Raw genomic sequence first — 24,060 nt, 5'->3', positions numbered from 1 at the left:
GTTAACGAGATAAACCTGCGGGAGCTTGACCAAACGATTGTCGGAAACTTTCTCGTGGGGTTTCTGAAGGATAACCAAAGCCTTTATCAGCAAGGCGTTTCACAGCCTGGAGATAACGCTCTCCCCATACTCCTGGATCGAAATTCGTAACCACAACGTTGTAAGTTAAATTGATGATTGATTCAAACGCTTTACGTTGAGCTAATTCGTGGCCACCAAAAGCAACTTGTACTTCAGTTTCCTGACTAACGCCACCAGTTTTTAAGCGCTCTATCAAAAGATAAATCATCTTTTCAATCGTATAATATAATTTGCAGTTAGACATGCCTGCAGAATACATGTCTGCGGCTTTAGACGTGGTTAGCTTATAACCATGGTCCTGAATAGGATAGACAAATTCATAATCAGTTGTACCCGCTATAGGTTCCGGCTCAATGATTAAAGGTGGTGATATTGTGCTTATTGTCGGACTTACAATATACAATTCAAAATCAGACCAACGCCACCAAAGCTGATAGACCTGTTCAATCAGCAAAACAGGATCATCCTGATTTTCCTCCAAGATTTTTCGTCCGTCTACAGCCAGGGAAGTAAACTCTTCTGAGGATAATTCTTCTGCCATATTAACAATACCTATGTAGCATTTAATACTTCTATCTTAGCCCAAAATATCTAATCAAGCACCGCTAAAAGGCTCAAGAAACTGTAAAATAAGTGTTATTTTTTTGTATGACAATATTGATAATAAATAGGAGGTTGCGTTTTGCACTTAAAACAACGACTTTGACAGGCTGTTTCTTCTTGACAACATTCAATTACCCCTTTACGAAGCCATATGTCAAGCATGGGTTGTAAAGTAGAAATATCGATCCGAAATTGGCGTGCGATTTGTTGGTTACTTGCAACAAGCTCTCGTCGCAAAAAATCACGAATTTGCAGTAACATATTTTTCCCCGGAAGATAGCTGACGTAACACTCCCCAAGCAAGCATAACGGATAAAAAAATAAGCAATATCCAACTTAAAGATTGCTGCGGGTGAGAAACAAACGTAGCCAGTTGATAAATTAAGACTGCGCTCATATAGGCAACAACAAATGACCATATGACAGAAAACCACATTAATTTGCGGCTAGCCTCTTGTCGGATAACCGCCATGGTAGAAACACAAGGAATATATAGCAGAATGAAAACCAGGTAGGCATATGCCCCTGCTTTACCATCAAAACGCTCAACCATCATGCCATAAACTGATTGCGACAAGTCACCATCAGGCGCGCTAGCCACGAGAGGGTTTAAAAGGGCTTGTCCCAATTCACTTAAGTTTTGTGGAATAGACCAAAAAGCAGACTGCAGAGAACCCCAAAAATCAAAATTGCCTGCTGAGAGTTGTCCGAAGTGCCCTAATTGTGCATACAACGAATTTAAGGAACCAACTACCACCTCTTTTGCCAACATTCCTGTCAATAAGCCTACTGTTGCCGGCCAATTATCTTGATGCAAGCCCATAGGTGCAAAAACAGGGGTTAACCATTGTCCCAGCAGTGACAATACAGATTGCGTATTTGCCTCACCAGCACTTACTCCTCCATCTAAAGTCAGTGCATTTAAACCTCCCAAAATTACACAAACAGGGACAATCAAACGTCCTGCACGGATGACAAAATGCCGCAAGCGTAATGACGTTTCTTTCAGTAAACGTTTGAGGGCAGGTTTATGATAAGCAGGTAATTCAAGAATTAAAGGAGAAGCTTTACCGCGCAACGTTGTTTTACGTAAAACAAATCCGGTTAGCACGGCCATTAGAATCCCTAGTAAATAGAGAGAGAAAACTACGTTTTGTCCACCGGTGGGGAAGAATGCAGCCACAAAGACAGCATAAATTGCCAAACGAGCACTGCAGGACATGAAAGGACTCATCATAACGGTCAACAATCTATCACGTTCTGAATCGAGAGTTCGGGCCGCCATAATGGCAGGCACATTACAGCCAAAACCAACAATCATGGGTACAAATGATTTACCTGGCAATCCTAACGCTCGCATCAATCTATCCACAACAAAGGCCGCACGAGCCATATATCCAGACGACTCCAGTAGCGATAAAAAGAAAAACATAGCGGCAATAACAGGAATGAACGTTAGCGTGGTGTTAATCCCCTTCCCCACACCGTTGGCAATTAAAGCAATTAACCAGCTTGGCGCATTCAGCTGGTGTAGTAACCATGCACTACCCTGGACAAAAATGGTATCGGTCGTGATATCAAAGAAATCCTGAAATGCACCACCCACATTAATAGCAAACAGAAACATCAGATACATCAGCGCAAAAAATAGGGGTAATGCGAAATAACGATTTAAAATTATCCGATCGAGTTTTGCGGTAAAATACTCACTAGTGTCACTTTGTTTTTTTTGAGCGTGTATAACAATTTCATGAATCTTTTGATAGCGGGCATCTGCCAAAGCAATATCCAAATCTTGCCCTTTTATTGAAGCAACGAAGTCTTGATCGCTATTGAGTAAGTTGTCACCTTCCATGATACGTAGCGCATAGTAACTTTTAAATGTTGATGTAATTCCGGTATTTAATAGTTGCTGCTCCAATGCCCTTAAAGCATTTTTTATTTCCTGGTTAAATAATAAATTTAATGGGCTAACAAACGTTGGCTTCTCATTAATTGCCTGAACTAATGTGTTAATTCCAATTTTTTTATGAGCCTGGATAGGTAAAACAGGGCACTGCAACTGTTTTGACAAAGCCTGAATATCAATTTTAATGCCACGCTGTAAAGCAATATCCATCATGTTCAGCACAAGAATAACAGGCTTTCCTAATTCTAGAAGTTGACTGGTTAGATAAAGATGACGCTCTAAATGACAGGCATCAATAACATTCACAATAATATCAGCATCTAAAGTTATCAGAGCATTAGCGGCAATTTGCTCATCCTGGCTTGAACTCATTGAACAACTTAAGGAGTAGATACCCGGTAAGTCAGTAACCTGAATAATCTGCTCACCAACAGAATAAGAACCCGTCTTTTTTTCAACGGTAACACCTGGCCAATTGCCAACTTTTTGATTAGCACCTGTGAGCGCATTAAATAGAGTGGTTTTGCCACAGTTGGGATTACCTATCAACAAAATGTGGGTCATACGCGCTCCCAAAGCAACTCTGCAGCTTCTTCTTTGCGTAGAGTTAAGAAAGTGCCACGCACTTCTACTTGTACAGGACACCCTAAAGGCGCTACTCTAATGACTGAAATTTCTACACCTCGTGTAACCCCTAAAGATAACAGGCGCCTTCTATACAGTACATCGGCTTGGCCAAAATCGACCAAACGAACCCGATCACCTTTTATAAATTCACTAATGCGCATATCATAAATAAGAATCAACTAAAAATAAAAGTGTAACACAAATGATATCGAGAATCATTCTCATTTTAGAAAAAAAATAGTCATTTTTCCTCAATAATCTCTTATTTTTTGTTTACAGGATAGCCAGCTTGTTCCCATGCACTAATGCCACCTTCGAGACTAAACACTTCAAGTAACGAATCTTCTGCCACCAGTTTTTCACAAGCAGTCATGCTTCGTTTTCCCGCTTTGCAATGAAAAACCAACTTTTTATCCCCTATCTCGGGTAAGCTTTTTATTGAAATGGTATTCAGAGGAATAGAAACTGCTGCGGTGATATTTTCTGCGGCATGCTCTTGTGGCTCGCGGACATCAATAAGTACTACTTTCTTTTTCACAAGCCAATCATTTAATGTCGCTGCATCGATTATTTGAATAGTCATTTAAACTTCTCCTTAATTTTTCTATAATAATCTTATCATTATGAGCGAAACTTTACTCTTTTATTCTCTGATCAAACGTGATACATTGCGCATAAAAACAAACCCATCAGATTGCAAATGAAAATTAGTTTAAATCCTTTTTTCGGAATTATTGAAACAAGAAACACGCCCCATGCTCGTACCTTGCGAACCTCACTCACTACTAAATTTAAAGATGCTTTCTCTGTATTTTCCGGCAGTAAAGGACATTGGGGTTTATTTGATTATCCGACCTTATTCCTGGCTGCAGCAGCAATTGAATTTTTAAGGTGGTGTCTACAAAATAAAGCGAATAATAAACTTGCCTTTATTTTGCTTATTCCTGCGGCAATTATTAATATCCCTTTATATATTGTTCGCCTTGCTGTTGCAGGTCTTGCGACCTTCATTACAGCGCCAATCACCCTCCTGGTACACGCTATTGCCAGCCATTTAAGCCGTAAAACGAAAGAAGAGGCTTTGTCACTTCGAGGAAAAACGCCAGAAGGTAGTTATGTAACATTAAACGATCTGCTTACACAAAAAAATATCGACCTTGAAGATTTACTAGCTCGAGTGAAAAAAGTTGAAAAAGAACAATCCACTGAACTTCATCTCGAGTTTGCACAAGTAAAGACAAATGATGAGGGCAATACAGAGATTAGCCCTATCAAAGAATACGATGTTCAAGTTGACTTAACGCAAAAGCGAGCATTGTCTTCTTTCTTTAAACTTAACATAGGAAAAATTGTGACCCTTCCAGAGGCAAAATTTGACAGCGATACAGCTGACAAATACTATAACGCTTTCACTAAGGTCTAACTCTTAAGAGACCATATTTTTTTTTATGTTTAAATCTAGCTTAATTAAGCTAGATTTTGTACCTTCCTTTTAGGATGACGTCTTAAGTAATCGACGGACTGCATTTCTTGCAAACGACTCAACGTCCTTTTAAATTCATGACTCATTTCGCCTTGAACATACAATTGTTCCACGGGCACTGCCGCCGAAATAACTACATGAATCCCACGATCATACATGACATCAATAAAGTGAATTAATAAGATTGCATAAATCGTATCATTTTCTGTTAAAGCGGGAATATTAGAAACAAATACCGTATCAAAACGGTCCGCTATTTCGAGATAGTCCAATTGGCTACGCGGTAAATTACAAATAACCTTAAAATCAAACCATATCGCCCGTTCACTGCATTTTATATAGGGAATACTGCGATTTTGTACGATTAGTGTGCCTTCATTTTCAGTTTTTTTTGCAATGACTGCAAATTGCTCTACCAAACTTGTTTCTGTCGCCAAATTTAGGGGATGGAGATAAGCCGTGTGCAAAGATTCACGCCCCAAACGATAATCCCTCTTTTCGCCTAACGAAATCACCTCACAATGAGTTTTTATGAGGGCGATTGCCGGTAAAAATCGCTCTCTATGAACACCATTCAAATACAGTTCATCAGGAGGGGTGTTTGAGGTAATAACGATGATTACTCCTTCAGAAAATAAAGCTTGCAGCAATTCGGCTAAAATCATGGCGTGCGCCACGTCCTGAACAAGAAATTCATCAAAACAGAGTAAGCGAATGGTTTTTGCAAGCTCGGATGCAATGCGCCGTAGCGGATCTTTTTGTCCTTGCAACTGACGCAATTGCCCATCAATTTGCTGCATAAAATGATGAAAATGAATGCGGGCTTTTTGTGATTCATCAACGTATTGATAAAATAAGTCCATTAAATAGGTTTTACCCACTCCAACAGGACCATATAAATACAATCCGATAGGCTGAGGTAACTTCTGCAACCAATTCAACCAGGAACGACGGGGTAGTTGCAAGTCATCGGCCAGACGTTGCATGGATTCTAATACTGTTCGCTGTAAAACATCATCTTCAATATCACCACTTTCAATGGCAGCTTCATATTGTTGCACCAGCCTCATAACATTGGAACCTGCACACGAATTGCGTCAATGAGCTGTGTTTTAAGATCAAGCAATTTCCCATGAAAAAAATGCCCTGTATTGGCAAAATGAATGAGTGAGATATTGGGGGATTCTTTCGCAAAAGCATCGACTAGTGAGGATGGGACCACTTCATCATTGTCTCCTTGAACAATTATCCATGGATGGGGTGATGGTTGAAATTCACGATAGTTATAATGATGTACGGGAGGGGCAATAGTAATTAATAACTCATGTTCACATTGAGCTGCAGCGCGATAGGCAACATAAGAGCCAAAAGAAAAGCCCGCAAACAAAATACGAGCATTCCCCTGCTCATTCTGCCAGCGTCGTACCAGGTACAACATGTCCTCACTTTCGCCGATGCCATTGTCATAGGCTCCAGCAGACTGTCCGACACCACGAAAATTAAAACGCAAACTGGGGATGCCAAGTTCTTTAAAGACACGTGCCAAGGTAGTGACGACCTTATTATTCATCGTCCCCCCTTGCAATGAATGAGGATGCCCCAGGAAAGCCACATGACTCCCATGAACTTGAGCAGGCACCGTTAAAACAGCTTCCAGCACCCCAACTACGCCGGTAAAAACGAAAGGATGTTCGCCCGGGTTCTGTAATTTTTCAGTTAGCAACATAACCATCAACTAAAATTTAAAACACAAATGATAACGCATCTTGCAATTTCATGCGCGTTCTTTCAAGATCAGCGGAATCTATGGGCATAACTGAGCAATAGGCCTATAGAACTTAGCGCCGACTATTTTGCGGTGACTTATTAATTATAAATAATTATTGGAGGACTTGATCCATGAGACAGGTACCCGCGTCAGTTAAAATTTTTCTCAATATTGCTATGACCTCACTTCGGGGAGGCCTTGCATGAAAATTCACGATTTCCAACGACTTAAACAGCAGCAAACAAAAATTAGCATGATTACTTGCTATGATTACCCCTCAGCCCGTATCGTGGCCGAATCCAATATTGATTGTGTTCTGGTTGGCGATTCAGTAGCAATGGCTGTGCATGGTTATGAAACAACCGTCATGGCAACAATGGAGATGATGACTCTTCATACTCAAGCCGTTGCGCGAGGAATAGGCAAGCAATTTTTAATCAGTGATCTCCCTTTTTTAGGTCACCGCGTTTCACGAGCAGAAACAATTCAAAATGTGCGCCAATTGCTACAAGCAGGCGCTCACGGCATAAAAATCGAAGGGGCTGACATCGATACTTGCGAAACCATTACTTACCTTGTTGCGGCAGGTATACCCGTCATCGGGCATATCGGCTTAACACCTCAGTCCATTCATCAATTGGGCGGTTATAAAGTTCAGGGCAAAGGCGAACGACAAGCAGCGCTACTAATGCAACAAGCTTCTGATTTGGAAGCTTGTGGATGCTTTGCTATTGTTATCGAATGTGTACCACAACAAGTAGCGACAAAAATTACTCAGGCGCTTACAATTCCGACTATTGGCATTGGAGCAGGTGCAGGCACAGATGGTCAGGTTTTAGTCTGGCATGATCTTCTTGGTATACAATCGGAATTCAAGCCTAAATTTCTAAAACAATTTGCTCAGGGCAAAGAGGTCATATTAGCCGCAATTAATAGCTATGCCCAGCAGGTGCAAAACGCGCAATTTCCAAGTACTGAACACGCATTTTAATGTTCACTCATTTCTCGATGAATTAACTGCCGTGTTCTCTGCGAGCAAGAGAACACTCTTAAATGGGAGTATCTAATGCAAATTTTTCACAATATGAAGGAATGGTTAACTATCCGACGTTCACTGCCCGCTAATTTATCACTAGGATTTGTACCCACTATGGGTAACTTGCACGAGGGACATGCCTCTTTATTTCAACAAAGTATTCGAGAGAATGATCGCACTATAGCCAGTATTTTTATTAATCCAACTCAATTTAATCGCTCTGATGATTTCAAGCATTACCCTAGGACCTTGGATGCCGATCTGCATTTACTTAAAACGCTAGGAGTAAATTATTGTTTATTGCCTGATGCTGATGAGATTTATAGCGATAATTACCGCTACCAAATTCAGGAAACAGAACTCTGTCAACTCATGGAAGGCAAACATCGTCCTGGCCATTTTACCGGCGTTCTTACTGTAGTGATGAAATTACTCCATCTTGCCCAGCCTCAGCGCGCTTATTTTGGTGAAAAAGATTATCAGCAATTTTTATTAATCCGTGACATGGTTGAAACTTTTTTTCTGGATATTGATATTAAAGCCTGTCCGACCATTCGCGAAGCCAGCGGACTTGCTTATAGTTCACGCAATAATCGCTTAACTGCAGAAGAAAAACGTGAGGCTGAAAATTTTGCAAGAATTTTTCATCAACATAAATCTTGCGAATTATTAGTTGAAGAATTAAAGCAAAATAATATTAACGTAGAGTACCTTGAAGATTACCAGCAGCGACGTTTCGTTGCTGTCACTATCGGGAATATTCGCCTAATTGATAATTATTCACTTACAGATAAATAGTTTCTAGCACTGCATAGGCATCACAAATTTTTTGTCTTGTGCAAATATCATTAATCAATACGTAACTTTGGGTGTATGAGTGAAGACTGTTGAGACTCTTCACTCAATTAGAGAATTGTGATTCTTTATCCATCACATTCAGGTCCTTTAATTTCATTTTCCTGCCGTATTTCTTCAAGAACATCTTTTGTTTTGGAGTTACCAAAAAATGAATAAGTTACGCGTTCCGTCATCTTCTTCATTTGCCCTCGCTCTTTTTCAAATCCAAGTTTATAGTTTGTGGCCTCTTTAATACCAGCCAGCCACTGCGTAAGAGAAGGCTGATTTTTGAAGCAAGTTTCATAGCAAGAATCCGGCGTAAATTGATATTTGGTTACAAATCCAAACAAGCCCGCTATTTCTTCCAACTCCTTTGTGGGTCGATAGGAAGAGGAAAATATTTCCACTGCCGTATGATCAAATTTAAAATTGGGCACTTCTCTACCTATTAGAACCAGTGCAGTCCATAGATAACGTAGCGGTACGGGGTCTTCTCCTGAGACCGTTACAGGTTTTTTAGCGGTAGGCGGTTCACTAAAGCCTGACAGTAATTGCGTTGCCATAGCCAGTGAGAATTGCACACGCGCTGTAATCAATTCTGGATCGTTGGGATCAGGACCATCAGGAAATTTGCTCAGCGTCAGAAGAACATCAGGATGTTCTTCAATAAAATCACCAGCTGCATCGGCATGGTTGCTAGCATGTTCCTCCATAAAATAACCAGCATAATTACTATTAGGATTAATCACATGCTCACGGAAATAACCTACTTTTGCCCTACTAACGGATTTATAGTGAGTTACACCTGTTGTTCCTGAGATCTCAATACGAGGAGCATTTATAGCGGATTCGTAATCTGCCTCAAGGTGTTCCGCTTTTTCACTAAGAGGATGATCACTGAAATCACTCGAGAATGATAAAAATCGTAGTGAATGCTTATCACTTCTGGCTTGGTTAAGGGTTTTTAAGATACCTTGCTTGAGTAGAGGATGTGAAGCTCGATGATCACCATATAATCGTTTATATAGAGGTTCATAGAGCGCTAACTCTTTTTCCACTGCTCGTAAATAACGAGTCAATACTGCACGTTGATCTTCAATTGCCTTTTTCTGTGGTGCAGCTAAGCGAACCATTTCTGAAGGAGCGGGTAAGCACTTTAACTGATGTCGTAATTCATGACTTAAGGGCTTCAAATAGCCAACAATAATGCTACAGCCATCCCCTAGCTTCTCAAAGTGAGGAGCCATTTCATTCGCGTGCTTTTTAGCCGCTGCCTGGAAACCTGGATTAAACCAATGAACAGGCGAAGCTTTAGCTAGGTATTTAAGTTCATCCTGAATGTCTTTGTCAATGGATGTTATATGAGGGAGATTCTTAGTGAGTGTCCTTAATTCCTCTTTATCCTTATTCAAAGCTTGTTCATAGATAGCACTCGAAACAATAGCTTTCCTTTGTACTTGCTCTTCTCGGAGAGCTGTTAGGCGGTTAGCTGCCGCATCAGCAAGGAGGATATAATCTGTATCGAATAAGGCTGCCACTAATCTAGGACTCAAACCAGCATTTATCAAATCATCATTATTTGTGGCCACTCTAACAGCTTCTAATAAGACATAATCTTTAGTTTTAGAAATTTGTGCCCTTAGTGATGACATCGCATTTCTTTGGGCAATTCGGTGTGCTTCTTCGAGAGGAGGAATATCTGCTCCGCGGCGCTGCAATTCTTCCTCTTGCTGCTCCAGATCTTCAGTGCGACGCTGCAACTCTTCTTCCTGCTGATCCATATCTTCAGCACGACGCTGCAATTCTTCTTCTTGCTGATCCAGGTCTTCAGCACGACGCTGCAATTCTTCTTCTTGCTGATCCAGGTCCTCAGCACGACGCTGCAATTCTTCTCCTCGCTTATCCAGGTCTTTTGCACGACGTTGCAACTCTTCTTCCTGGCGCTTCAATTCTTCTGAGCGTTGACGTAATTTTTCTTCGTTTTCGGTTACCTCTTTCTCGCGTTTTGTAACCGTTGCCTCACGCTCTTTAACATTGCGCTCTCGCTCAGTAACGCTTTCTTCACGTTTCTCCAGATCCTTTGCCTTCTCAGCAACAGTCTCTGTGGCTCTTTCAAGATTTTTTTCTCTTTCAGCAACTGTTTCTTCTCTTTCATTAAGATCTTTTTCTTTTTTAGCAGCGTCTTCTTCACGTTTTCTAACCTTGTCTTCACTTGCAGCAACCGTGTCTTCACGCTCTTTGACCTTCTGCTCACGAAGTGCCATTTCTTCTCGCAGACGCGTCATCTCTTCTTTCATGCGCTGCATTTCCATACGCATTTCTTCAGCTTCACTGACTGCACTTTCTGCCGTTTTTTCTGCTGCTTCTGCTTTCTTGTTGGCTTCTTGTGTCTTAGCTCGTTCCTTCTTTAGTTCTTCCTCCGTTTCTGACCACTGCTGCTTATACTTCTTGACTTCGGCAGTTAAATTATCCTTCTCTTGTTGAAGTTGTTTATTCGTTTCTTCAAGAACATTCAGTTTTTGCTGCAGTGAATCCTTTTCTTCACCCAGGTGTTTTAGTTTTTCAGATAACTGAGCTAATTCAATTTCTTGCGCCTTATAAGCTTCCTGAGTGCGACGCAATTCCTCTTCTAATTTCTTGCGTGTCTCTTCATCCACAGTCTTCGCTTCAGACAATGCTTTCTCTAAGCGTGCCCGCTCTTTTTCCAACTCATCAAAACTTCTCTTGAGCTCATCATACTTCTCAACTTGCTCTTGCAAAGCTGACGTTTTTCCTTTTAGTTGGGAGCGCAAATCCTCCGTTTCTTTGGTCAGGGAATTCAAGCGTTCAGCAAGCAAATCCATCTCTTTTTTATGTTTCTCCTGCGCCTGACGAAGTAACTCTTGTGCTTCCCTTACAGCGTCCTCGCCCGTCCTGGTTGCTTCAACGACTGCTTTCTTTAATTCCTCTATCTGTGACTCATAACCCTCTGTCTTTTCCTTCATCTCTTCGCGAAGTTTGCTTGACTCCCTTTCGGCATTACTTAGTTTAACCTTTGTTGATTCAAGCTCTTCTTTCACTCGCTCAACCGCAGCCTTCTGCTTTTTAGCTTCCTCTTCCGCTTCTGACCACTGTTGCTTATACTTCTTGACTTCGGCAGTTAAATTATCCTTCTCTTGTTGAAGTTGTTTATTTGTTTCTTCAAGAACATTCAGTTTTTGCTGCAGTGAATCCTTTTCTTCACCCAGGTGCTTTAATTTTTCAGATAACTGGGCTAATTCAATTTCTTGTTTGTTATAAGACTCTTGAACCTGACGCAATTCCTCTTCTAATTTCTTGCGTGCTGCTTCATCCACAGTCGCCTCAGACAAGGCCTTTTCTAAACGTACTCTCTCTTTTTCTAGCTCATCAAAACTTCTCTTGAGCCCATCATACTTCTCAACTTGCTCTTGCAAAGCTGACGTTTTTCCTTTTAGTTGGGAGCGCAAATCCTCCGTTTCTTTGGTCAGGGAATTCAAGCGTTCAGCAAGCAAATCCATCTCTTTTTTATGTTTCTCCTGCGCCTGACGAAGCAACTCTTGTGCTTCCCTTACAGCGTCCTCGCCCGTCCTCGTTGCTTCAACGACTGCTTTCTTTAATTCCTCTATCTGTGACTCATAGGCAGTAGACTTTTCTTTAATCTCTTTGCGAAGTTTATTTGATTCCTCTTCAGCACTCGCTAGCTTATCTTTTGTAAATTCAAGATCTTTAGTGACTTGCTCTATCTCAACCTTCTGCTTTTTGGCTTCCTCTTCCACTTCTGACAGCTGTTGCTTATACTTCTTGACTTCGACAGTTAAATTATCCTTCTCTTGTTGAAGTTGTTTATTCGTTTCTTCAAGAACATTCAGTTTTTGCTGCAGTGAATCCTTTTCTTCACCCAGGTGCTTTAATTTTTCAGATAACTGGGCTAATTCAATTTCTTGTTTGTTATAAGACTCTTGAACCTGACGCAATTCCTCTTCTAATTTCTTGCGTGCTGCTTCATCCACAGTCGCCTCAGACAAGGCCTTTTCTAAACGTACTCTCTCTTTTTCTAGCTCATCAAAACTTCTCTTGAGCCCATCATACTTCTCAACTTGCTCTTGCAAAGCTGACGTTTTTCCTTTTAGTTGGGAGCGCAAATCCTCCGTTTCTTTGGTCAGGGAATTCAAGCGTTCAGCAAGCAAATCCATCTCTTTTTTATGTTTCTCCTGCGCCTGACGAAGCAACTCTTGTGCTTCCCTTACAGCGTCCTCGCCCGTCCTCGTTGCTTCAACGACTGCTTTCTTTAATTCCTCTATCTGTGACTCATAGGCAGTAGACTTTTCTTTAATCTCTTTGCGAAGTTTATTTGATTCCTCTTCAGCACTCGCTAGCTTATCTTTTGTAAATTCAAGATCTTTAGTGACTTGCTCTATCTCAACCTTCTGCTTTTTGGCTTCCTCTTCCACTTCTGACAGCTGTTGCTTATACTTCTTGACTTCGACAGTTAAATTATCCTTCTCTTGTTGAAGTTGTTTATTCGTTTCTTCAAGAACATTCAGTTTTTGCTGCAGTGAATCCTTTTCTTCACCCAGGTGTTTTAATTTTTCAGATAACTGAGCTAATTCAATTTCTTGCGCCTTATAAGCTTCCTGAGTGCGACGCAATTCCTCTTCTAATTTCTTGCGTGTCTCTTCATCCACAGTCTTCGCTTCAGACAATGCTTTCTCTAAGCGTGCCCGCTCTTTTTCCAACTCATCAAAACTTCTCTTGAGCCCATCATACTTCTCAACTTGCTCTTGCAAAGCTGACGTTTTTCCTTTTAGTTGGGAGCGCAAATCCTCCGTTTCTTTGGTTAGGGAATTCAAGCGTTCAGCAAGCAAATCCATCTCTTTTTTATGTTTCTCCTGCGCCTGACGAAGCAACTCTTGTGCTTCCCTTACAGCGTCCTCGCCCGTCCTCGTTGCTTCAACGACTGCTTTCTTTAATTCCTCTATCTGTGACTCATAACCCTCTGTCTTTTCCTTCATCTCTTCGCGAAGTTTGCTTGACTCCCTTTCGGCATTACTTAGTTTAGCCTTTGTTGATTCAAGCTCTTCTTTCACTCGCTCAACCGCAGCCTTCTGCTTTTTAGCTTCCTCTTCCGCTTCTGACCACTGTTGCTTATACTTCTTGACTTCGGCAATTAAACGCTTCTTCTCTTCTTCAAATTCTTCAGCAAGTTCTTTTTCTCCTCCCAAAGCACGAAGCAAAGCACTAAGATCGGTATTTATTTTTGCGACTTCTTTAAAAATGGGAACCTGCAATCGTTTTATTTGACTAAGTTCTTGGACCTGTAAGGACACTTCAGAAAGCAGGGTATTATAAAATTCTGCTGCTCCTGCAAAGGGTTGGGAACCTTCTTGTAGTGTTTTAAAAAGAATTTGTTTAAAAGGTATCGATAGCGCATCATTCTGAAGTAACAAACGTAGAGGCGGCTCATTAGCCCCATGCTTAGCCTGTTCAATTAACCATTCTTTATTCACTAAAAGTGCGACTACTCGTGCTTGCTGTTCCTTCTCTGTTGCGTCAGCAAAATTAGTACAAATGGCATCTAACAATTCAGTAACAATCTGAAACTTCTGAGCAACACTGATTTCTTTATTCAAAAAATTTTTAAGTGGGTTAGCTGGATGCGGATTACTTAACAACTGCACAAGTATTGCCGCGCTATTTTCTTTGCCATTTTTCTTAATTGATTTAATAAAATGAGTTAGATAGCTAAGCTGCCCTTGCTCAAGAATATGATTGAGTATATTTTTCCCGTGAATATCGGTTTGCGTATAAAATTGTTGCCATTCAGTTGGGGATAAAGAAGGACTTATTGTTTCGCCTAAGTGGATTAAGCGCGAAATGGCGGCAAAATTCCTGTTCTCTGCGGCAATTAATGCTGAATTAATTAGTTTTTCCTGTGGCGGAATAGCGAGGAGTTGTCGCGCAAGAGCCGCGTTTTTTTCAAAAGCAGATCGATAATCCTCTATTATATCCAATGTGCCTCTATCACGAAGGAAGAGATGCAACGGTGATAACTCTTCGGGGGGAAGAGTTAGGGCCATTATCTTTTCTGCAGTCAATTCATTGGTTAGATTTAAGGAATTGTATTGTTTGACAATTTCTCGAAACAAATGTTTATTGCCAAGCACCGCACAAAGATGAAGAGCCTGGTGAATTGCCGCATCATATGTTTTTCCAGCGGGTAACAAACTTAAAATTGCTTTTAATTGCTCTGAGTTATCATTACGAATAGCAATATGCAGGCAATTCGTAGACCATTGAATATAAGATAAATTTCGCGTATTTTCTGCTGTTTGTTCCTCAGGACTTTTAACTAGTTCTGGCCCATAAGTCATTAGGGTGAGTTTGAAAATATCCGCTGAGGTAGCACCTGCTTTTTGTAAAGCGGTGATAAGGTTTGTGAAAACTGTTGTCATGCCTTGTTGAGCAGCATAGTGCAACAATCCTTCAGCTCTCACAAGTTCGATAAAGTCTTCATTTTTTGCAGTTAAATAATCCTTTTTTTGTTTAAGCTGCTTATTCGCTTCCTCAAGAATATCCAGTTTTTGCTGCAATGAATGCTTTTCTTCACCTAAGTGCTTTAATTTTTCAGATAGTTCGGCTAATTCAATTTCTTGCTTATTATAAGTTATTTGATTAAGACGCAGGTTCTCTTCTAATCGCTCGCGTGTCTCTTTATTTACTTGCTCCGCTTTTGATAATACGTTTTCTAAACGTGTTCTCTCTTCTTTTAACTCATCAAAACTTCTCTTAAGTCCATCATGTTTTTTTTGCTGCTCCTGGAAATGCAGCTCTTTTTCACTTAAGTGCAAGCGCAATTCTTCCATTTCTTTGGGCAGCAAATCCAGCTGTTTCTTTAATTGCTCTATTTCTGAAGTATGATCGGTTATGTTACTTATTAGGTGAACCAAAATGTCTTGTTGATTATGGGCAATGCATTTCCTTAATAGTTCACGAGCCGGTGCACCTTTCCGCAAAAATTTATCATGTAAAGCGTCTTCATTGATTGCTTCAGAGAAAATTTGGATAACCTTTCCTTGTTCGTCTGCAGTAGCAGGATAAGTTGCCAAAATCTCTAATCGACTTAAGCGTTCAGATGCTTCTTTTAGTAAATCATTAGCGGAAAATTTGGTACCTTTTACAAAACGCTCGTTTAGAATTAGATGTAATGCGTCACGTTTGGCGAGTGTATCGAGGTATTTAGAATCACTCAGTTTTTGATAATCCTTGAGACATTTTTGCGCTGCATGCAATTGCTCCATTAATTCACGCTTGCTTAATCCAGTACCCTTAGCAATTGCTTCATGGACTCTCGTTAAAATGCGATCTATTTCGCCAATCAATTGGTGTTCGGGACCTTCTTTACTCCCTTTAGCAGTTTCTTCCAGCGTCTGTTTTAATTCTTGCAGGCGGCGATAAAGATGGAGCGGTTCACCTTCACGTTGATTTGAGGGAATGTACATAACCGCTGAGGGATCATCATAGGAAGCACCAGTTAGTAACTCTTTTTCCTTTATTTCGCTGCCGCAAGCAAAAAGTTCATTGAATCTTTGTGGGTTGACTATTTTTAAACCTAAAGGGATCTGTCCATCAGCTTCTATTACTCCTGGAATTACATAATGAGCAATCGCTCGTCCTTTAACAATGGCAAAGTAAGCTTGACGATTACAAATACCAAATGCCATTGACGTTAATGCCCAATCATCCATGCGTGGATCATTATTTTGAAAAATAGTATCTAAATCTTTATTCGTAACCTTTGCAGGTTGGGATTTCTTTTTTCTATCAGGGCCGAGAACTTCAGGAAGAATATAAGGCAAAGTACCATTTCTGTTGCCATGTAAAATTTCTAAGTTTGGGTTAACACCATAAATTATTTGCCCTCTCTCTTCTTTGACAAACCGTCCATCTGCACCATAATAAACACCATCTTCGAATTTGAGATCATGGGCTGAACCAACAAAAACTTCTGCAAACACCTCCTGTAGATCTCTTTTATCGCCAGTGTATTGTTGCTTAAATCCACCTGTTGCCCAGTCAATGTATTTAATCTGGTAACTACCATCAGCATTTTGCTTAAAAAGAAAATTTTCAGGCTTGATATCATTATGAGAAAAACCGAGCTCCTCAAGCTTTGCAGCTTCTTCCGTCAACGCTTGTGCTAAAGCCAGCATATCGGTTAATCCTGACCAATCTTTTTCTTTTCGTTTAGTTGGATTGTGATAAGCTGCTTTTGTTTTATCGTAATCACCTAATATTTTATTTGCAGCGTCTGCAAATGTTTCGCCTTTCGCTCTTTCTGTGAGCGTTTTATATTGCAGAGGAATCGTATCTTCTGCATAAAGTATCCCTTCATACCGTTCTTTATCCTGTTCTAACCAGGTTGTAGCGCTTTGCGCCGTTTTTAAGGCTTTCGAAAGGGTTTGCAAAATATCATTTTCGATACGATACTGGCGATCGGTACGTGCATAAATTTGCAGTGTTCTTAAATTATCAACGCTTGTGTCTTTAAAGGGCGATTTAACATAGCCTTTCTTAACAACTCGATTTAATCCAGACAGGAAATCCTCTACTTCTTTAACTGCGCCATATTGTCCAATCCCTAATAGTCGGGAATGAGTGAATAAGCGTCTCTTGAGGTTATCTTTTCCAGCATAAGCTTGATCCAGGCCAGCAAAAGGAGCAAGAATTCCACGCGTACCACCATAGGAAAAAATAAACTCGCTGTCTCCCGGAGGTTTAATTAAAGAGTAAGGCAGTTTGGCCCCTTTTAATTCAATGCTGACTTCGTATTTATGTCCTTTATTATCAAGAACCATGATTTTCTGTGGAGGCTGCCACGAATGCGGAATCTTAAATTGGACTTCATTCATTTTCAGATTAAGACCGTCAAGAGCACCAGCAATTTGTTGAATAGCTGAAAAATAATCAGCTTCCTCTTGTGGCTCTAATGCGGGGGCTGCTTCTTGAGAGCGACTTAAAAGTCGCACTACTTCTGTAGCCATCTCTTCTATGTCATGCTTTAAACGCGCTTCATCCTCTTTCACCAATCCTAATGTGGCAACAATGCCAGCACTAAGATACTCGTCTAAAAAGATTTGTGAAATTTCCTGCACCTTGGTCTTAAAAGCACTGTCTGCTTTAAACGCTTTTTCTAAAGCTGCTTTTTTCTCTTTTCTTTCTTCAGAAAATAAAATTCTTGCTTTTTCTGCAATGGTAATAGCATGAGGAGGCACAGAAGCTAAGTGAGCCAAATTTTCATAAGCATTATTTATAGCTATTTCTAACCCATCAATTTTTAATGCCTTATTAAAATTGTTGGTATCAATTTCGCTAAAGGCTTCAATAATAGCCTGACTATCCGTGACAGTTTTAATTGGCGCAATAGAATACAATTCCAGCAATTTACGCAGCAAAATTTCATCACTAGGCTCCAACTCCAGCGATTCAAGAGTTGCTTTTAGTTTTTCTTTCTTAAACGCTTCTTCAAGCTTTGACAATTGGCTGAAATAGGCTTGACGAGCCTTTTCATCAGGAATTTGTGTAGGGATCTTAAGGGTTTTGACTTGTTCTTTAATGTCTTCAAGTGTTTTACCTTGTAAACTGTTCGCAGTTACAAATGAAAGAGCAGATTCATGTGCTTTAGCTCGCATCGACCCTAATAAACTATTTATCTCATATCCCAATCCTTTAGCTTCTAAAATTTTTTTCGTTAACTCATTAGCAGATATCGAAGCATAATAAAAATCAATATGGATTATCCCATTATTAACGGTTACAGTAGGCATTGAAAATTTATCATCAAATTCCTTTTTAACCGCTGCCTGCATTTTTTCGAGATCTGGACCTTTGACTTTAGTATTGTCACCAATTGCAAACGTGTTTGCTCTTTTTACGCGAACAGCATCAATAGCTGTTGCCAGTCGTCGTTCAGCGAGGGGAAATTCATTCCATCGATGTTCCGGTGCTGTAAAATACTTTGTTGTTTTTAGAAAGTGCTGCTCAACTAACCCTGTAAAAATCTTATCTGACACACCTCGCTTGGTGAATAGCTCGGTGTCTCTGATATTTCTTCCCCAAAATAAGTCACGTACCATATTACTTTGGACTCTTTTGGCAAATTCTCTACGATCATCCTGGCCAAATCGTAATTTATGAAATAAGGCTTTCTTCGCACTAAAAGCATTAATCTTGTTTTGCTCACGCCAACTATCATCGGGTCTAATTTTGAATTTATCTTCAACCTCTGTTAACAAATCAGCAATTGATTTGCCGGTTATGGTAGAACGATATTGACTTAAATTATCTATTACCGTGGAATCACCTACATCAGGCAGGCTTGCCGCTAAGCCTAGAAGAAAATCACGGTATTGTTCATAGGAGGAGGGATGAGCAGTCAAAGTAGCCTTTTCACACTCAAGACGTATAATCTCGTAAATTCCCATCTGTACTAACTTTTGCGCCTGGTTACGCGAGTCAGAATTAGTGTGTTCCTTATAAATTTGCAGTGCTTGCTCTATCATGCTTTCAATATTAAGCGATAGAGTACGTAGCTGAGACTCTTGTCCTCGCTGATCGAGCGTAAATAAAATTTCAGCATATAAGCGAGTTTGCTCTTTTTTAATAACGTCAGGAGCGTCAGAAAGCACATCAGATAAGTGCCTGATATTACGGAAATTTTTTGCAAAATCTCGAATGAAATTATCATCGATAACTATCTTCGCTCCGAGATCAAAAGACTCTTGTGAAGCGCGCTCTTTAAGATCTTCAAGTTGCTTTTCTATCTGACGATTAATTTCCTCTTGTTTATCCAAATAAATTTTTAGTTGCATTCTGGCAACTTCATTGTCTTTTATTTCTTCAGGATTTGGCATTAATTTAAGCTGGTGACGGATTACTTCCTGTTCATGTTGCAGTGCTTGATAAGCAAATGAAAACAAAGCATGTTTGAGGGATTGAGAGGATTCTTCAGAGAAATTAATTGCATTAATACCAGAAATGAATTTCTTACAATAGACCATTACGAGATTCCATGAATATTATCTTGATTCTGCAGATAAAATAATCATAGCGCTCAATTATTAAGAAATCATTAAGAAATGTGATATTTTGAGATAAATTAGCTCATTTTTTTAAGATAAATTATCTATTAAATCAAATAGTTCTTGAGCAATAAAAGTGTCTTAACTTTTTAAACAATTGTATGTTACAAATCGTCAAAGAAATTACATTTTTGATACAAAAAAAGTTGCATTAACTCATCGGTTCTAACTACGATAACCTTGCATTTTTATCAATGCCGTGACATTTTTAACAAAAATATTATCCAGAATAAGTAACAGTTTTTTATTGCTTGTTGCGCTTATTATAACTTGCTATAGCGGCTGCAATAACTGCTGCTTTATGATGAGGTAATGATTTGTTTGAGTAACGTAGCCATTCAGGATGTGCCTCCACTAAATTCGTCGTTACTAATCCCTCTCGAAATTCCTCTGACTTTAACATTTCCAAATAATAAGGAATGGTAGTTTTTACCCCAAATACGCGCATCTCCTCCAATGCACGCGCTGCGCGGCGCAAGACAGAGGGCCAATCCAATCCCCAAACAGTTAATTTGGCACACAAGGAATCATAATCGGGTGGGATAGTGTACCCGGTATAAATTGCACTGTCTGTGCGTACTCCAGGTCCTCCAGGTGCATAATAACGTGTGATACGACCAAAGCTAGGTAGAAAATCATTTTGTGGGTCTTCTGCATTAATACGAAATTCAATAGCGAATCCTCGCCGGGTAATTTGTTCTTGCGTCATGGCAAGTTTTTCTCCTGCCGCTATACGAATTTGCTCCTGTACTAAATCAATACCGGTAATTTGCTCCGTAACCGGATGCTCTACTTGCAAACGAGTATTCATTTCTAAAAAATACGGCTGGTTTTGCTCATCTAAAATAAATTCAACAGTGCCTGCATTGGTATAGCCCACCACAGATGCGGCTTTCACAGCATAATCATATAAAATTTTACGAGTATTATCTTCAAGAAGTACGGAAGGAGCAATTTCAACTAGTTTCTGGTGGCGTCGTTGTACAGAACAGTCGCGCTCATAAAGGTGCACGATTGAACCATACTTATCACCGAGAATTTGTACCTCAATATGGCGTGGATTACTAATAAATTTCTCCATAAAAACATGAGAATCGCCAAAAGCCTTGCCTGCTTCTGATTGTACCCTAGCATATTGTTGTCTCACTTGCCCTGCATCAAAACACAAGCGAATACCACGCCCACCACCGCCAAAAGTGGCCTTTAGCATGACTGGATATCCTAATTTTTCTGCGCATGCGATAGCCTCATCTATGGTTTCTAAATTTCCATCACTACCTGGAATAACTGGGATACCTGCTTTCTGCATAGTTTCTCTGGCAGCAATTTTAGATCCCATTGTTGCAATTACTTTTGCAGAAGGACCAATAAAGACAATTCCAGCCTTTTCACAAGCTGCCGCGAACTGAGGATTTTCTGATAAAAAGCCATAGCCAGGGTGAATTGCTTCGCAACCGGCAGCTTTGGCGCATTCAATAATGCGATGACCATTTAAATAAGCCTCTAACGGTTTTTTACTAAGACAATGCGAATGCGAACCGCGTTTTACATGAAGTGCATACCTATCAGCCACACTGTGAATAGTGACAGCTTCAATGCCCATTTCTTTGCAGGCGCGCACTATACGCAATGCAATTTCTCCACGATTACTTACTAGAATTTTTTTAAACATCCATGCCTCGTCTCTTGATTCCATCGAGCTTCACTCTTCTGCCCGATCAAAATAATACCAATTTATCTCGATTATGATCTTTAACACCTTATAAATTGATCAGCTTCTAGTCATTCCTGCGCAGGAAGGAAGCCATTTCTGTGACAAACTCTGTCATGCTTGTAGAATAGACTGCCTTCTGCGAGATGTCTTTGAATCTTATCTATAGCCTCAAGTATATACTGGCGACAAAAAAATTTACTAGGGTGTACCCTTATTGCTTTTTATAAAGCGAAAATTTGGAGAACTTGCGCTTAGAATTCTTGAGAAGAAGTCTTACCCATGCTTTGCTAATATCGTCTGAGTAAGAGTGATAACGATTTATCTCGTTTGGTTAACTAATCTCAAATTCAATAAAATAATGTCATTGCCAGAGAAGTTCAGTATGCCTCATAGATTATGACTATAATTAAGCTACATAAGGACTAATCTTCTAGCCACTTAAGATCATAATCACTGGCCGGAGGCTGATTAATTAATGAGATTAAAGAATAGTAATAAAGACTTAAGACAAGAACGAACAAACTCTCATGCCCCGCCATCCAAGAAAATTTTAGGCGATCAAATTCATTTGCTTTATCAGCAAAATCCATTTGGTATCACAGCGCAGGGAGGAGCCACTCTTTTTCTCACTATTGCGATTTGGCCTGCTGTAAACCATAAATTATTACTGGGCTGGTTTATTTATATGTCATTGGTTTGTATTCTTTGGTTCAGTGTTGCCATCTCTTATAAAATCAAAAGGCTTTATTATGCGCCCCAAATATGGCTAAAACTATTTGCATTTTTTACTTTTTTATCAGGCTGCGGCTGGGGATTTGCAAGTTCAATTCTAATGCCTACTGAAAATCTCTTTTATCAAAGCTTTGTCGTAATGCTTATTTTTGGTTTGACCGCAGGCTCAATGTCATTTTTTTCACCGGTTATCTCGGTTTACTCACTTTTTCTTTTTCCAGCCTTTATTCCTTTTACAATGTGGCTATTTTTGCAAGGGGATATTTATATTCTTTTAGGATTTTGTGGTCTTCTGTATATGCCGATTGTTTTTATTAGTTGTTATTATTCAAATAAATTTTTAATTAACTTTCTCTCACTACATTATAAAAATATTGATCTAGGCACTCTTAATCAATTACTTGAACGCCGTGTTGCTAAACGCACTCATGAACTGGAAAAATCCCTGGCAATTACTAAATCCACACTTGAATCAACGACGGATGGTTTATTAGTTATTGATTTAAAAGGAAAAATTGAATACTACAATCAAAATTTTATCGATATGTGGAAAATACCTCCGAATTTTAGCGCTAAATCCGATCTCTTTATATTTATCGAGGAAGTATTAAATCAGCTGCAATCCCCTAAAGAATTTCTTTTAAAAGTAGATGACTTACGTACAAACCCTGAACAAGAAAGTTACTATGAGTTAATTCTAAATACAAAAAATATCTTCGAGTGGCATTCCAAACCGCACAAACTTCGTCATATAACGGTAGGTTATGTATGGAGTTTTCGTGATGTCACTATGCGAAAACAAATGGAAAAGCAATTGGCCTATCAAGCAAACCATGATTTATTAACAGGTTTACCAAATCGAACCCTACTTTATGATCGCATTCATCAAGGAATTGCTTATGCCAAACGCTATCACAGTCAACTGGCGATATTCTTCCTTGATATTGATAATTTCAAATTAATTAATGACAATTTAGGCCATAATGCCGGTGACATTTTGCTACAAAAGATAGGGCGTCGTCTAACTTTATGTACACGTCAAAGCGATACTGTTGCGCGCTTTGGAGGTGATGAGTTTGTAATTTTGTTTATTTTGAGTGAAAAGGATGATATTTATCAGCTCTCACAAAAAATCCTCAATAAAATAGTTAAACCCATCCAATTAATTCATCATGAGATTGTCGTTACCCCAAGCATTGGGGCGAGCCTATTTCCCAATCATGGGAAGGACCCTGCCACACTCCTTAAACATGCTGACATGGCAATGTATCTAGCAAAAAAAGAACGTAATAATTTCAAACTCTTTGATAAAAGTCTTTATGAAGACACGAAAAAGAGTCTTGAAATTCAAATGGAATTACGCAATGCATTAATTTCTAAAGAATTTTTTCTTGTATACCAACCGACAATTGATTTAAAAAGTGGTGAAATTATTGGCGTTGAAACCTTAGTCCGTTGGAAGCATCCTACGAAAGGAATTATTCATCCTTTAGAGTTTATCCCCATTGCCGAACAATCAAAAATTATCATTCCTTTAGGCGAATGGATTATCGAAAATGCCTTTAGACAAAATAAAGCCTGGCAAAAGAAAGGACTTAAACCTCTTCGCCTTGCTGTTAATGTTTCCGGGATTCAGCTGGTGAGAGACAACTTTGTTGAGTTTATTAAGTTTAGTTTGGAGCGCTCACAACTTGACCCTCAATATGTAGAAATTGAATTAACCGAAAGCATTATTATGGATGATAAAAAGCAAAATCTGCATAAATTGACGCAACTTAAAGAATTAGGAATTAATTTAACCATTGATGACTTTGGTACCGGTTATTCAAGTTTAAATTATTTAAAAGCCTTCCCAGTAAACAAACTAAAAATTGATCAATCCTTTATCCAGGATTGCATTACTGATCATAACAATGCCTCAATTATAGAAGCCATTATTGCCATGGGCCATAGCCTGAAACTACGAGTACTCGCGGAAGGAATTGAGACTTATGAGCAACTACAATTCTTAAAAAATTGCCACTGCGATGAAGGCCAAGGCTTTTTTTATGGCCATCCCATGTCGCCTGAAATTTTCGCTTCTTTATTAGAAAAAAATAAAAAATATAGTTTTGAAAAATAGATTTTTACAC

13 protein-coding genes are annotated in these 24,060 nt (G+C 39.5%); 4 read left to right on the top strand and 9 right to left on the bottom strand.

All coding sequences use genetic code 11. The features are described 5' to 3' along the window. Position 1 precedes the first annotated feature (1 nt). The 5 genes from PXX05_RS15025 to PXX05_RS15005 all read right to left on the bottom strand — a co-directional run bounded on the left by PXX05_RS15025 (position 2) and on the right by PXX05_RS15005 (position 3,803). Positions 2-622, bottom strand: a complete 621-nt coding sequence (locus tag PXX05_RS15025; RefSeq protein WP_275088998.1) for a virulence factor — start codon at positions 620-622, stop codon at positions 2-4. Between the two features lie 95 nt (positions 623-717). Further along, positions 718-945 carry a FeoC-like transcriptional regulator gene (locus PXX05_RS15020; RefSeq protein WP_275088997.1) on the bottom strand — a complete coding sequence of 76 codons (228 nt, stop codon included), beginning with the start codon at positions 943-945 and terminating at the stop codon, positions 718-720. Continuing rightward, complete coding sequence (gene feoB, locus PXX05_RS15015; protein ID WP_338034422.1) at positions 926-3,157, bottom strand: Fe(2+) transporter permease subunit FeoB; 2,232 nt, start codon at positions 3,155-3,157, stop codon at positions 926-928. The genes PXX05_RS15020 and feoB overlap by 20 nt, the downstream gene beginning before the upstream one ends. After that, entirely contained in the window at positions 3,154-3,381 is a 228-nt protein-coding gene (locus PXX05_RS15010; RefSeq protein WP_275088996.1) for a FeoA family protein, read from the bottom strand. The genes feoB and PXX05_RS15010 overlap by 4 nt, the downstream gene beginning before the upstream one ends. 101 nt (positions 3,382-3,482) lie before the next feature. Further along, a complete protein-coding gene (locus tag PXX05_RS15005; protein WP_275088995.1) occupies positions 3,483-3,803 on the bottom strand; it encodes a rhodanese-like domain-containing protein in 321 nt (106 codons plus the stop codon). 117 nt (positions 3,804-3,920) lie between these two features. Between PXX05_RS15005 and PXX05_RS15000 the strand changes: the two genes are divergently transcribed. Then, positions 3,921-4,643 carry a hypothetical protein gene (locus PXX05_RS15000; protein WP_275088994.1) on the top strand — a complete coding sequence of 241 codons (723 nt, stop codon included), beginning with the start codon at positions 3,921-3,923 and terminating at the stop codon, positions 4,641-4,643. 44 nt (positions 4,644-4,687) lie between these two features. Here the strand turns inward: PXX05_RS15000 and zapE are convergent, their stop codons facing one another. Next, on the bottom strand, positions 4,688-5,773 hold the full coding sequence (gene zapE / locus PXX05_RS14995) for a cell division protein ZapE (RefSeq protein ID WP_275088993.1): 1,086 nt from the start codon (positions 5,771-5,773) through the stop codon (positions 4,688-4,690). Continuing rightward, positions 5,770-6,429: an alpha/beta hydrolase gene (locus PXX05_RS14990; RefSeq protein ID WP_275088992.1), complete on the bottom strand. Its 660-nt coding sequence runs from the start codon at positions 6,427-6,429 to the stop codon at positions 5,770-5,772. The genes zapE and PXX05_RS14990 overlap by 4 nt, the downstream gene beginning before the upstream one ends. Positions 6,430-6,673: 244 nt before the next feature. Here PXX05_RS14990 and panB point away from each other — a divergent pair, with 244 nt between their 5' ends. Together panB and panC are read left to right on the top strand one after the other, a co-directional pair. Further along, entirely contained in the window at positions 6,674-7,462 is a 789-nt protein-coding gene (panB, locus tag PXX05_RS14985; RefSeq protein WP_275088991.1) for a 3-methyl-2-oxobutanoate hydroxymethyltransferase, read from the top strand. 75 nt (positions 7,463-7,537) lie between these two features. Next, on the top strand, positions 7,538-8,305 hold the full coding sequence (gene panC, locus PXX05_RS14980; protein ID WP_275088990.1) for a pantoate--beta-alanine ligase: 768 nt from the start codon (positions 7,538-7,540) through the stop codon (positions 8,303-8,305). 125 nt (positions 8,306-8,430) lie between these two features. Here panC and PXX05_RS14975 read toward each other — a convergent pair whose 3' ends face one another. Continuing rightward, positions 8,431-19,401, bottom strand: coding sequence for a hypothetical protein (locus PXX05_RS14975; RefSeq protein WP_275088989.1), 10,971 nt, complete (start codon positions 19,399-19,401; stop codon positions 8,431-8,433). A gap of 325 nt (positions 19,402-19,726) precedes the next feature. After that, the gene (locus PXX05_RS14970; RefSeq protein WP_275090537.1) at positions 19,727-21,154 is read right to left on the bottom strand and encodes an acetyl-CoA carboxylase biotin carboxylase subunit; all 1,428 of its coding nucleotides are present in this window, start codon (positions 21,152-21,154) and stop codon (positions 19,727-19,729) included. 517 nt (positions 21,155-21,671) lie between these two features. Here PXX05_RS14970 and PXX05_RS14965 point away from each other — a divergent pair. Beyond that, a complete protein-coding gene (locus PXX05_RS14965) occupies positions 21,672-24,050 on the top strand; it encodes an EAL domain-containing protein (RefSeq protein ID WP_275088988.1) in 2,379 nt (792 codons plus the stop codon). Positions 24,051-24,060: the final 10 nt, after the last annotated feature.

This window comes from Legionella cardiaca (assembly GCF_029026145.1).
GTDB lineage: Bacteria > Pseudomonadota > Gammaproteobacteria > Legionellales > Legionellaceae > Tatlockia > Tatlockia cardiaca.
Note: the sequence above shows the minus strand (reverse complement) of the source record. Positions and strands in the feature narration are given on the sequence as shown.

Bases quoted from the DNA above. Each gene is read 5' to 3' on its own strand.
- PXX05_RS15025 (WP_275088998.1), bottom strand. From the start codon at position 622: ATGGCAGAAGAATTATCCTCAGAAGAGTTTACTTCCCTGGCTGTAGAC.
- PXX05_RS15020 (WP_275088997.1), bottom strand. From the start codon at position 945: ATGTTACTGCAAATTCGTGATTTTTTGCGACGAGAGCTTGTTGCAAGT.
- feoB (WP_338034422.1), bottom strand. From the start codon at position 3,157: ATGACCCACATTTTGTTGATAGGTAATCCCAACTGTGGCAAAACCACT.
- PXX05_RS15010 (WP_275088996.1), bottom strand. From the start codon at position 3,381: ATGCGCATTAGTGAATTTATAAAAGGTGATCGGGTTCGTTTGGTCGAT.
- PXX05_RS15005 (WP_275088995.1), bottom strand. From the start codon at position 3,803: ATGACTATTCAAATAATCGATGCAGCGACATTAAATGATTGGCTTGTG.
- PXX05_RS15000 (WP_275088994.1), top strand. From the start codon at position 3,921: ATGAAAATTAGTTTAAATCCTTTTTTCGGAATTATTGAAACAAGAAAC.
- zapE (WP_275088993.1), bottom strand. From the start codon at position 5,773: ATGAGGCTGGTGCAACAATATGAAGCTGCCATTGAAAGTGGTGATATT.
- PXX05_RS14990 (WP_275088992.1), bottom strand. From the start codon at position 6,429: ATGTTGCTAACTGAAAAATTACAGAACCCGGGCGAACATCCTTTCGTT.
- panB (WP_275088991.1), top strand. From the start codon at position 6,674: ATGAAAATTCACGATTTCCAACGACTTAAACAGCAGCAAACAAAAATT.
- panC (WP_275088990.1), top strand. From the start codon at position 7,538: ATGCAAATTTTTCACAATATGAAGGAATGGTTAACTATCCGACGTTCA.
- PXX05_RS14975 (WP_275088989.1), bottom strand. From the start codon at position 19,401: ATGGTCTATTGTAAGAAATTCATTTCTGGTATTAATGCAATTAATTTC.
- PXX05_RS14970 (WP_275090537.1), bottom strand. From the start codon at position 21,154: ATGTTTAAAAAAATTCTAGTAAGTAATCGTGGAGAAATTGCATTGCGT.
- PXX05_RS14965 (WP_275088988.1), top strand. From the start codon at position 21,672: ATGAGATTAAAGAATAGTAATAAAGACTTAAGACAAGAACGAACAAAC.